Annotated in this window: 12 protein-coding genes and 1 tRNA gene; 7 read left to right on the forward strand and 6 right to left on the reverse strand. The window is 32.8% G+C overall.

What is annotated here, in order from left to right; all coding sequences use genetic code 11:
• Positions 1–226 precede the first annotated feature (226 nt).
• Together AAEO59_RS14855 and AAEO59_RS14860 are read left to right on the forward strand one after the other, a co-directional pair.
• On the forward strand, positions 227–778 hold the full coding sequence (locus tag AAEO59_RS14855) for a porin family protein (protein ID WP_341701537.1): 552 nt from the start codon (positions 227–229) through the stop codon (positions 776–778).
• A 77-nt stretch (positions 779–855) separates the two neighbouring features.
• Positions 856–1,269: a type II 3-dehydroquinate dehydratase gene (locus tag AAEO59_RS14860; protein ID WP_341701538.1), complete on the forward strand. Its 414-nt coding sequence runs from the start codon at positions 856–858 to the stop codon at positions 1,267–1,269.
• 57 nt (positions 1,270–1,326) lie between these two features.
• On the opposite strand, the gene AAEO59_RS14865 is transcribed toward AAEO59_RS14860, so the two are convergent.
• The 4 genes from AAEO59_RS14865 to AAEO59_RS14880 all read right to left on the reverse strand — a co-directional run bounded on the left by AAEO59_RS14865 (position 1,327) and on the right by AAEO59_RS14880 (position 4,675).
• On the reverse strand, positions 1,327–2,199 hold the full coding sequence (locus AAEO59_RS14865) for a cation diffusion facilitator family transporter (protein ID WP_341701539.1): 873 nt from the start codon (positions 2,197–2,199) through the stop codon (positions 1,327–1,329).
• Positions 2,200–2,205: 6 nt separating this feature from the next.
• The gene (gene murA, locus AAEO59_RS14870; RefSeq protein ID WP_341701540.1) at positions 2,206–3,525 is read right to left on the reverse strand and encodes a UDP-N-acetylglucosamine 1-carboxyvinyltransferase; all 1,320 of its coding nucleotides are present in this window, start codon (positions 3,523–3,525) and stop codon (positions 2,206–2,208) included.
• 75 nt (positions 3,526–3,600) lie between these two features.
• Positions 3,601–4,329 carry a DUF4290 domain-containing protein gene (locus AAEO59_RS14875; RefSeq protein ID WP_341701541.1) on the reverse strand — a complete coding sequence of 243 codons (729 nt, stop codon included), beginning with the start codon at positions 4,327–4,329 and terminating at the stop codon, positions 3,601–3,603.
• A 61-nt stretch (positions 4,330–4,390) separates the two neighbouring features.
• The gene (locus tag AAEO59_RS14880) at positions 4,391–4,675 is read right to left on the reverse strand and encodes a DUF493 domain-containing protein (RefSeq protein WP_341701542.1); all 285 of its coding nucleotides are present in this window, start codon (positions 4,673–4,675) and stop codon (positions 4,391–4,393) included.
• A 229-nt stretch (positions 4,676–4,904) separates the two neighbouring features.
• Between AAEO59_RS14880 and AAEO59_RS14885 the strand changes: the two genes are divergently transcribed.
• From AAEO59_RS14885 to AAEO59_RS14900, 4 genes are all read left to right on the forward strand, one after another.
• The gene (locus tag AAEO59_RS14885; protein WP_341701543.1) at positions 4,905–6,800 is read left to right on the forward strand and encodes a RecQ family ATP-dependent DNA helicase; all 1,896 of its coding nucleotides are present in this window, start codon (positions 4,905–4,907) and stop codon (positions 6,798–6,800) included.
• On the forward strand, positions 6,800–7,747 hold the full coding sequence (gene fmt / locus AAEO59_RS14890; RefSeq protein WP_341701544.1) for a methionyl-tRNA formyltransferase: 948 nt from the start codon (positions 6,800–6,802) through the stop codon (positions 7,745–7,747). Before AAEO59_RS14885 ends, fmt begins: the two co-directional genes overlap by 1 nt.
• A gap of 183 nt (positions 7,748–7,930) precedes the next feature.
• Positions 7,931–8,203 (forward strand): HU family DNA-binding protein, encoded by a 273-nt coding sequence (locus AAEO59_RS14895; protein WP_341701545.1) that lies wholly within the window; start codon positions 7,931–7,933, stop codon positions 8,201–8,203.
• A 125-nt stretch (positions 8,204–8,328) separates the two neighbouring features.
• Positions 8,329–8,889 (forward strand): YqgE/AlgH family protein, encoded by a 561-nt coding sequence (locus tag AAEO59_RS14900; protein WP_341701546.1) that lies wholly within the window; start codon positions 8,329–8,331, stop codon positions 8,887–8,889.
• Here AAEO59_RS14900 and AAEO59_RS14905 read toward each other — a convergent pair.
• Both AAEO59_RS14905 and AAEO59_RS14910 read right to left on the reverse strand, forming a co-directional pair.
• On the reverse strand, positions 8,882–9,721 hold the full coding sequence (locus tag AAEO59_RS14905; RefSeq protein WP_341701547.1) for an aminotransferase class IV: 840 nt from the start codon (positions 9,719–9,721) through the stop codon (positions 8,882–8,884). The two genes, AAEO59_RS14900 and AAEO59_RS14905, sit on opposite strands and share 8 nt — an antisense overlap.
• A 55-nt stretch (positions 9,722–9,776) precedes the next feature.
• Positions 9,777–10,169 (reverse strand): START-like domain-containing protein, encoded by a 393-nt coding sequence (locus AAEO59_RS14910; RefSeq protein ID WP_341701548.1) that lies wholly within the window; start codon positions 10,167–10,169, stop codon positions 9,777–9,779.
• Positions 10,170–10,322: 153 nt separating this feature from the next.
• On the opposite strand from AAEO59_RS14910, the gene AAEO59_RS14915 reads away from it, so the two are divergent.
• Positions 10,323–10,396 (forward strand) — tRNA-Met (locus AAEO59_RS14915).
• Positions 10,397–10,593 lie beyond the last annotated feature (197 nt).

The following is a 10,593-nucleotide window of genomic DNA, read 5'->3' on the forward strand; positions in this document are numbered from 1 at the left end:
TAAAAACCAATACATTAAAAATATTAAAATCACTAAATATGGTGATTTTAACAACTAACTAATATTTACAAAATTTATAAGTTTTAAACTACAGAAAATTTCTTCTAAACTTTAATTATAAAAATGAAAAAACTAAAACAAAATCCAGAAATTATATAATATTTTTACGCCTGAAGAGTTATAAATTGTAATCTCAAATCTATAAGTAAATTAAAACTAAAAAATTATGAAAAAAATCATCTTAGCAGCAATTATGTTATTAGGTACTACAGCTGCAATACAGGCACAGTCGATTCGTTTTGGTATTAAAGGAGGAGCCAATTTTGCTAATCAAAACGGAGACGATGTACCAGACGTTAACAAAGAAGGAATCACCAGCTACCATGCTGGTCTAGTTTCTGAAATTAAATTAATGGATCGTTTTGCTATCCAACCGGAACTTTTATATTCTACACAAGGGGCGAGTTATGAAAATGCTGGTGAAGAATTTAAAAACGAATTAGGGTATTTGTCTATTCCCGTTATGGCTAAAATTTATTTAAGCGAAAGTTTAAGCTTAGAATTAGGACCACAAGCGTCTTTCTTATTAAAGGACAGAAAAAATTTCGATCCGGGAGATGCTAACACTTTTGAATTCGCCGCTGTTGGAGGTTTAGGTCTAAATATCACCAAAAACTTATTCGTTCAAGCTCGTTACGGACTTGGATTGACTGAAGCTACTAAAAATGCTGATATTAAAAACTCAACGATACAGCTTTCTGCCGGAATAATGTTCTAGTCCTTCAAAAAACAATTTTCAAAAAAACCGCTTCTTTATTAGAGCGGTTTTTTTATTTTTACCAAAAAAGATATTAAATGAAAATTAGCATTATAAACGGTCCTAATCTTAATTTATTAGGAAAACGCGAACCTGAAATTTACGGCAGTTTAACTTTCGAAGAATACTTTGAAGAATTAAAACAGAAATTCCCATCTATCGAATTTAATTATTACCAAAGTAATATTGAAGGAGAATTAATTGATAAAATTCAGGAATTTGGTTTTTCACACGATGGAATTATATTAAATGCCGGTGCTTACACCCATACCTCTGTTGGCATAGGTGATGCTGTTAAAGGAATCACCACTCCGGTAGTTGAAGTTCACATCTCTAATACTTTTTCAAGAGAAAGTTTTAGACATCAATCCTATATTTCAGGAAATGCAAAAGGAGTTGTTTTAGGTTTTGGATTAAAAAGCTACGATCTAGCTATTCAATCTTTTCTGTAATAGAGATTAATATAAAAAAAACGAGTCATTTATTTTTGACTCGTTTTATTATACTACCTATTCATCATCCGGTTCGATGTGAATCAAAACATGACCTAATTGGGGTATTTCATTTCGAAGCGTATCTTTGAGAATATGTGCTAACTGATGCCCTCTTTTAACAGTTATTTCAGCATTAACAACTGCATGTAAATCCACATGGTACTTCATACCTGATTTTCGTATAAAGCATTTTTCAGTGCCAATAATACCATCTACAGTTAAAGCTACAACCCGAATATGATCGATTAAATCGTCATACAAATGCTCGTCCATGATTTCGCCTAAAGCAGGTCTGAAAATCAAATAGCTGTTATACAGTATAAATCCGGAAGCAAATAAAGCAGCCCAATCATCGGCAGCTTCATATCCTTTTCCAAATATTAGAGCTATTGAAATCCCTAAAAATGCCGCTACCGAAGTAATAGCGTCACTTCTATGATGCCAAGCGTCGGCTTTTAATGATGAACTATTAGTTTCTACTGCACGTTTCATCACTTTTTGAAAAGAGTATTCTTTCCAAATAATTATTGTCCCTAATACAAACAAAGTCCAGGACTTAGGCAAATCATGTGGTTGCTGAATATTAATTATACTTTCATAAGCAATAATAGTTGCCGAAGTGATTAAAAATCCAACAACTAAAAAAGTAATTAATGGTTCAGCCCGTCCATGACCGTAGGGATGATTTTCATCTGCAGGTCTGTTGGAATATTTAATACCAAATAAGACTAAAAATGAAGCAAAAATATCCGTTGTTGATTCAATCGCATCTGCAATTAAGGCATAAGAATTGCCAAAAAAACCTGCTAAGCCTTTTATAATTGCTAAGCAGGTATTTCCTATTATACTAAAGTAAGTTGCCTCGACGGCTTTTTGCTCTTTGCTCATATTTTTTTATGCGTCCAAACGTACAATATTAGCACCAATAGCTTTTAAACGTTCGTCAATTCGCTCATATCCACGATCAATTTGTTCAATATTTTGGATAGTACTGGTACCTTTTGCTGAAAGCGCTGCAATCAATAAAGAGATTCCCGCACGAATATCTGGCGAAGACATGGTAGTTGCTTTTAAAGTCGATTTAAAATCATGCCCTATAACCACCGCTCTGTGTGGATCACATAACATAATTTTAGCTCCCATATCAATCAATTTATCCACAAAGAACAAACGACTTTCGAACATTTTTTGATGAATCAAAACATCACCTTTTGCCTGTGTTGCCACAACTAAAACAATACTCAATAAATCAGGTGTAAATCCAGGCCAAGGTGCATCGGCAATTGTAAGGATTGAACCATCAATATCTGTTTTTACTTCGTATCCGTTTTCGTGAGTAGGAATGTAAATATCATCACCCCTACGCTCTAAAGTAATCCCTAATTTTCTAAATGTATTAGGAATTAATCCTAAATTATCCCAGCTTACATTTTTAATAGTAATTTCACTTCTTGTCATCGCAGCAAGACCAATCCAAGAACCTATTTCAATCATATCAGGAAGAATACGGTGCTCACAACCACCTAAATATTCTACGCCTTCAATTGTTAACAAGTTAGAACCAACTCCGGTAATTTTAGCTCCCATAGAGTTCAACATCTTACACAATTGTTGCAAATACGGCTCACAAGCAGCATTATAAACGGTTGTTTTTCCTTTGGCCAAAACAGCAGCCATCACAATATTAGCCGTTCCTGTTACTGAAGCTTCATCCAATAACATATCTGTTCCCTTAAGTCCTTCTTCAGGAGTTTCTACACCATAAAAGTGATCCTCTCTGTTGTAACGGAATTTTGCTCCTAAATTGATAAAACCTTCAAAATGCGTATCTAATCTTCTTCTTCCAATTTTATCACCACCTGGTTTAGGAATATATCCTTTTCCAAAACGAGCTAAAAGCGGACCAACAATCATGATAGAACCTCTTAAAGCACCACCTTCTTTTTTGAAAGCTTCGGTTTCAAGATAATCTACATTTACTTCATCTGCTTGAAAAGTATAAGAACCATGAGCATTTTTAGTGATTTTTACACCTAAATTCCCTAATAACTTAATTAATTTATTGATATCAATAATATCAGGAATATTGTTGATGGTTACTTTTTCAGGTGTTAAAAGAACAGCACATAAAATCTGTAAAGCTTCATTTTTTGCACCCTGCGGAGTAATTTCTCCTTTCAAACGGATTCCTCCTTCAATTTTAAAAATTCCCATATTTTGTTTTTAGATTTTCTGAATTACTAAGGTTCTAAGATTTACTGAGATTATAATCTCTACAACTTAGTCACTTTATTGATTTTTTTGATTGTTATTTTTTTGAAAAGACTTTTGTTTACCCTGTCCTTTATTATTTTTATTATTTTGAATTTTAGGTTGCCCTTGAGAAGAAACTTTATTAGACATTCTCTTATTAGTACGTAATAAATCGGTTGTATTTATTAATTCTTCAGAACTTTGTAATAAATTCAATTTACCTTCTGACAATTCATAAAGATGTTCAAAAATAACATCATCTTTTACCGTATCTTTATTCCAACTCAAATAGGATTTTTTCATATGATTGGCAATCACTTTTACCAAAGCACTTTTCATTTCACCTTCCTCCCATTTATTGGCAACATCAATCATATACTTGATATTGTTTCCATAATAACGGTATTTAGGAAAATTTTGAGGATACTTTAAAACATCCGGTTTTAATTGCAACACCTCTCTTGAAGGAATAGGATAAGGTGACTCAACATCTAATTTAAAATCAGACATTATAAAAAGCTGATCCCATAATTTATGCTGAAAATCAGGCACATCTCTTAAATGCGGGTTCAAAGTACCCATGACCTGAATAATATATTTAGCCGCCTTATTTCTTGTCTCTGCATCTTCAATTAAAGTAGCCTGATCTATTAACTTTTGCAAATGACGTCCATATTCAGGAATAATTAAATGTGATCGTTCAGCATTATATTCTAAATGATGTACCACATCATTCGCATTTTCTTTAATATATTTCTGATTCATAAATGATTTATTTGGAGCTTTAACAAGCTAAAGTCAGACTTTTTATTTCTCGTTTTAAAAGTTATAAGGAAATAATCCCCTCAATAGTAGAAACCTCAATATATTTATCGATAACAGCCTGTGGACTTGCCATTTGAACATCAACCGAAACACTAGTAAACTTTCCAGTTTTAGATTGCGTGGTTTTTATAACAGCACCTAAACAATCAAAAGCGACTTCTACCTGCTTAATTTTTTCAGCATCTGTTGGCACAATAAATTTAAATAAATATATCGCCGGCCAAGTGTTACTTTTCTCTAATTCAACTCTTAACCTATCGAAAAATTCTTCCGTTTTCTTATCCATTTTGTCTTTAAAATAAAAGCAAATATACGGTTTCAATTCTAAAATATAAATTCTCTTAAATGAATTTTAGCAAATTCATTATTTTGGCTACTTCAATTTGAAAATTTCTAAATTAGTTTGAGTAAGTTTGCTTTAAAATCTGTTTTTATCAAACTTAAGAAAGAAGTTTTCCAACAAAAAAAGCAGTCGTTTTTACAATTTCAAAACGAATTAATTATTGTCAAATTTGATGTCTGAAGCTTTACAAATCCTAAAAAAATACTGGAATCACGACAGTTTTAGAACTCCTCAGGAAGAAATTATTACTTCGGTCTTAGAAGGTCGTGACACCTTTGCACTGATGCCTACCGGAGGCGGAAAATCCATTTGTTTCCAAATCCCGACGCTGATGCAAAAAGGAATTTGTTTAGTAATTTCACCTTTAGTTGCTTTAATGAAGGATCAGGTGGCTAATTTGCAAAAGCGTAACATCAAAGCCATTGCGCTAACCGGAGGAATAAATTCAGATGAGATAATAGACTTATTAGATAATTGTCAATATGGAAATTACAAATTTCTGTATCTCTCACCGGAGCGTTTGCAATCTGAATGGATTTTGGAACGCATTAAAAACTTACCTATTAACTTAATCGCAATTGACGAAGCGCACTGTGTTTCGCAATGGGGACATGATTTTCGTCCGGCATATTTAAAAATTAGTCAGTTAAAATCGTTCTTTCCAAAAACGCCTTTCCTTGCTTTAACAGCAACAGCGACAGCCAGAGTAAAAAAAGACATTATTAGCGAATTAGGATTAGAAAACCCGCAATGTTTTGAAAAATCATTCGAAAGAAAAAACATTGCTTATATGGTTTTTGAAATCGAAGACAAGCTTTTTAGAATTCAACAAATTTTAAAGAAAAACCCACAGCCTTCCATTATATATGTACGAAATAGAAAATCCTGTTCCGATACAGCAGCCCAGCTCAACTCCTTAGGCTTTAAAGCTACTTTTTATCACGGTGGTTTACCTACCAAAGAAAAGAATAAAAACATGGAGTTATGGATGAATGAAGAAGTTCAGGTTATGGTTGCCACCAATGCCTTTGGTATGGGAATCGATAAAGCCAATGTAAAAACCGTTATCCACATTCAGTTACCAGAAAATCTAGAAAATTACTATCAAGAGGCTGGCCGTGCAGGAAGAAACAACGAAAAAGCTTTTGCCGTTTTATTGACAAGTCCTTCTGATATTGCTCAAAGCGAAAACCAATTTTTACATGTTTTACCAGATAAAAGCTTTCTCAAAGAAGTCTTTATCAAATTATGCAATTATTTTCAAATTGCTTACGGAGAAGGCATCAACGAAAAATTCTCCTTTAATCTGAATCAATTTTGTGTGAGATACAAATTCCCTGTATTGAAAACCTATAATGCTATTCAGTTTCTAGACCGTCAGGGAATTATTAGTTTATCACAGGAATTCTCAGAAAAAGTTAGTTTACAATTTATCATTTCTTCCAAAGAAGTCATTCGATACATCAGTCTGAATCCAAATGACGAAGAAATTGTATTAGCCATTTTACGTGCTTATCCCGGAATTTACGAAGTACAAACCAATCTGAATCTTCCTTTTATTGCTCAAAAATCAAAACATAGCGAAACCGAAGTTCAAACCGTATTAGAAAAACTAAGAGAAAAAGGCATTGTGGAGTATCATTCAAAAAACAATGACACTACACTACTCTTCAATGAAATTCGTGAAGACGAAAGAACAATTAATAGGATTGCAAAATATCTCGACAATCAAAATCAGTTAAAGAAAGAACAATTCGATTCTGTTTTACATTATATAAAAAAAGATGATACTTGCAAAAGTCAGTTAATCTTAGCCTATTTTGGTGAAAATAACACTAAAAATTGTGGCATTTGCTCTTTTTGCATTAGTAAAAAAGAAAAAAAAGAAAGCAAAACATCACTTTCCCAAAAAATAGTAACACTACTTCAAACAACCGACTTAAGTTCAAGAGAAATTCAAATTCAACTCAATAATCCATCCGACGATGTTATCTTTGCAATTCAAGACTTATTAGAAAACGAAATTATTCTAATTCAAGCCAACAATAAATATAGCTTAAAAAAATAATGAAAAAATTACGTATCGTATTTATGGGAACTCCTGATTTTGCAGTAGGAATCCTAGACAGTATATTAAAAAACAATTATGAAGTTGTAGGTGTTATCACCGCGGCGGATAAACCTGCAGGACGTGGGCAAAAAATAAAATATTCGGCAGTTAAGGAATATGCTTTAGCAAATAACTTAAACTTATTACAGCCTACTAACTTAAAAGATGAAGACTTCTTGTCTGAATTAAAAGCACTAAACGCTAATTTACAAGTAGTAGTAGCCTTTAGAATGTTACCAAAAGTAGTTTGGGATATGCCCGAATTAGGTACTTTTAATCTACATGCTTCCCTCCTCCCAAATTATCGTGGTGCAGCTCCTATAAATTGGGCTATTATAAATGGAGAAACTAAAACCGGTGTTACTACATTTTTCATTGATGAAAAAATTGACACTGGTGCCATGATTATAAGTTCTGAAACCAAAATTGATCCAAACGAAAATGCCGGACAATTACATGATCGATTAATGAATATTGGAAGCCATACTGTAATTGACACTTTAGCACTCATTGAAAAAGGAGACGTCAACACTACAATCCAAACAGACAACAGTGATATTAAAACAGCTTACAAACTCAACAAAGAAAATTGCAAGATTGACTGGACACAATCAGCCACAACTATCCATAACTTAATTAGAGGTTTAAGCCCTTATCCTGCAGCCTGGTGTTTCATTACCGACAAAAATCAGGAATGGAACGTAAAAATTTATGAGTCAAAAATCATTGATGAAGAACATAATCACCCAATAGGCAATATTATCAGCAGCAAAAAAGAATTGAAAATTGCTGTTGCAAATGCTTATATCCAAATAGAAAGTTTGCAATTTCCGGGTAAAAAACGAATGACAACAACTGAATTACTTAACGGAATTAGTTTTTCCAACGACGCAAAAGCGATATAAACCCAATAAAAACGGGCAAAAAAGGCCGAAACAGCCTAAAAAAAACCCACGTTATGAACAAATAAGCTAAGTTATCAACAAAATAAGGTAAAATCCGTCAAAACACTTGTGAGGTCTGTATTTACTGCTAAATTTGTTGTATTGACAATTTATTTTTAACCAACATTTAATAACTTTTTTATTATGAACAAATCAGAATTAATCGATGCAATCGCTGCTGACGCAGGAATCACTAAAGCTGCTGCAAAATTAGCTTTAGAATCTTTTTTAGGTAATGTAGGTGACACTTTGAAAAAAGGTGGAAAAGTTTCTCTTGTAGGTTTCGGATCTTGGTCAGTTTCTTCAAGAGCTGCTAGAGACGGTAGAAACCCTCAAACTGGAAAAACAATCCAAATCGCAGCTAAAAACGTTGTAAAATTCAAAGCTGGAGCTGAATTAGAAGGAGCTATAAACTAAGGATTTGTTTTAAAACCTAGTATACATAAAAAACCCTCAATTGAGGGTTTTTTTTATGCTTTTCACCGATTTTGTTTGGACTTTCTTATTTTTTTTTCTTAAATTTAAAGAAAACTTAAACAATCATGATATCAGAACCATTAATAAAAGGACAACTACTTATTGCTGAACCTTCAATAATTGGAGATTTATCATTCAATCGATCTGTGATTTTATTAGCTGATCATGACAAAGACGGATCAGTTGGTTTTATCATTAATAAGCCGTTAAAATATACCATACACGACTTAATTCCTGAAATTAACTCCCGATTAAAAATCTACAACGGGGGACCTGTAGAACAAGACAACCTATATTTCATCCACAACGTGCCAGATTTAATCCCTAACAGCATTGAAATATCTAATGGCATCTATTGGGGAGGTGATTTTGAATCCACCAAAGCATTATTAAATAGCGGGAAAATAAACAAAAACAATATTCGCTTCTTTCTTGGTTACACTGGTTGGTCTGAAAGCCAACTGGAATCAGAAATGAACAACAATTCATGGATTATCACTTCCAACAATTACAAAAACAAAATTATTGGAAAATCTTCTACTCATTTCTGGAAAGAACAAATAATGGAATTAGGGGGCGATTACCCTATTTGGTCAAACGCACCCGAAAACCCCTATCTTAACTAAGACTAATTACTTCATTTAATTTAAGAACTAACTTTTGAGACAAATCTGTTTTAAAAGTTTTTTTTCTATATCTGGTTATTGGCTGTACTCCTTTAATCACATTAGTAATAAACAATTCATCTGCTTTTTGTAAGTCAAACGGAGAAATTATTTCTTCAACTACTTCCAATCCTTCAATAGTTTTTGCCAATCCTAAAACTTGTTTACGCATCACACCATTCAAACAACCTTCTGAAACGGGAGGCGTAATCAACTTAGCTCCCGAAAGCATAAAAACATTTCCCTGAATAGCCTCAACAACATTCTTAGTATCATTTAACAACAAACAATTAGCCAAATCATTTTCGCTGGCAAAAATACTCGCTGTTACATTAAGCATACGATTAGTCGTTTTTATTGAAGACAACAACTGTTTAGTAATGTAAAAATCTTTAAACAAATCTACTTCATACTCCTTTTCATCAAACGAATACAAAACAGCATCTAAAGTGGTCGCATGCACTAAAAAAGAAACAGTTCTATCCACAGGCAAATAATAACCACCATCGTTTCTATAAACAGTAATTCTAGCTCTAGCAGAACCAGAAATACCCAATTTATCCGTTAAAGACAAAAGCTGCGCCTCAAAATACTCCATAGTAAAGTTCATTGGAATTTCCATCCTAACTACTCGCATAGAAGCCATTAGTCTAAAATAATGATCTTCCAGAAACAATACTTTTGAATTTACAATTTTCACTGTTTCAAAAACAGCATCACCGTATAAAAACCCTCTGTTTTGTACTAATATATTTGAATCTTGAGAAACTAAAGTTCCATTGAAATTAATCATAAAAAAAGCCCAGAATTTTGTTCAGGGCAAATATAAGTTTAAAAAATAGAATTCACTATACAGAACCTAGGAGATGTTTCAAATCTGAAATTTGATTCTCCCATAATTGTTTTGCTTCATCAATTTCATCTTCTTCGGCAAAATCTATAATCATCAACGATACATCTTTAGTTAACTCATCTTCTAAAATATGTAACTCGAAAAAATAATCCGTATCCTTATTCGCTGCATCAACCCATTTAAACTTTACTTTTTCTCCTGATTTTTTAGAAGCTAATCTTGCTTTCTCTTCTGAATCATTCCATATAAAGGTAAAAAATTCACCTCTGGAATTAACATCATCAGCAAACCATTCTGACAAACCAGAAGGAGTAGATATATATTGATACAACAATTGTGGAGACGAATTTATAGGAAACTCGATTTCGTAACGTATTTTAACATCCATAAGGGCAGATTTATTTTTTTTTCGAATATATAGAATAATACCTAAAAAAAAACGTTTTTTAAAAATATTTTTTTTCTTCATTTTTACTTGCACGATATATTTTTATTCCTATCTTTGCACCCGCAATCAGGAACACAAAACACCTGAAGAATTGGCGAGGTAGCTCAGTTGGTTAGAGCGCAGGATTCATAACCCTGAGGTCACGGGTTCAACTCCCGTCTTCGCTACTAGACAGGAGAAATGATTATCATAATCGTTTCTCCTTTTTTTATACCCTGACATCTCATTGTCTATCTGATTCCTGGGATCAAGTTCAAAAGTTGGGGACTAAGCAAAAAGATTGGATAATCTGAATAGAAAAAAATCAATTTTTCTGACTCCTCTAAATTGACTTCTGAAAGCTTTTATTTTCGCATTAAAAGAT

It is taken from the genome of Flavobacterium flavipallidum (genome assembly GCF_038289905.1).
Classification (GTDB): domain Bacteria; phylum Bacteroidota; class Bacteroidia; order Flavobacteriales; family Flavobacteriaceae; genus Flavobacterium; species Flavobacterium flavipallidum.

Coding starts and splice junctions, on each gene's coding strand:
- AAEO59_RS14880 (WP_341701542.1), bottom strand. CDS start 4,675: ATGGATAAGAAAACGGAAGAATTTTTCGATAGGTTAAGAGTTGAATTA.
- fmt (WP_341701544.1), top strand. CDS start 6,800: ATGAAAAAATTACGTATCGTATTTATGGGAACTCCTGATTTTGCAGTA.
- AAEO59_RS14900 (WP_341701546.1), top strand. CDS start 8,329: ATGATATCAGAACCATTAATAAAAGGACAACTACTTATTGCTGAACCT.
- AAEO59_RS14905 (WP_341701547.1), bottom strand. CDS start 9,721: ATGATTAATTTCAATGGAACTTTAGTTTCTCAAGATTCAAATATATTA.
- AAEO59_RS14875 (WP_341701541.1), bottom strand. CDS start 4,329: ATGAATCAGAAATATATTAAAGAAAATGCGAATGATGTGGTACATCAT.
- AAEO59_RS14865 (WP_341701539.1), bottom strand. CDS start 2,199: ATGAGCAAAGAGCAAAAAGCCGTCGAGGCAACTTACTTTAGTATAATA.
- AAEO59_RS14855 (WP_341701537.1), top strand. CDS start 227: ATGAAAAAAATCATCTTAGCAGCAATTATGTTATTAGGTACTACAGCT.
- AAEO59_RS14910 (WP_341701548.1), bottom strand. CDS start 10,169: ATGGATGTTAAAATACGTTACGAAATCGAGTTTCCTATAAATTCGTCT.
- murA (WP_341701540.1), bottom strand. CDS start 3,525: ATGGGAATTTTTAAAATTGAAGGAGGAATCCGTTTGAAAGGAGAAATT.
- AAEO59_RS14895 (WP_341701545.1), top strand. CDS start 7,931: ATGAACAAATCAGAATTAATCGATGCAATCGCTGCTGACGCAGGAATC.
- AAEO59_RS14860 (WP_341701538.1), top strand. CDS start 856: ATGAAAATTAGCATTATAAACGGTCCTAATCTTAATTTATTAGGAAAA.
- AAEO59_RS14885 (WP_341701543.1), top strand. CDS start 4,905: ATGTCTGAAGCTTTACAAATCCTAAAAAAATACTGGAATCACGACAGT.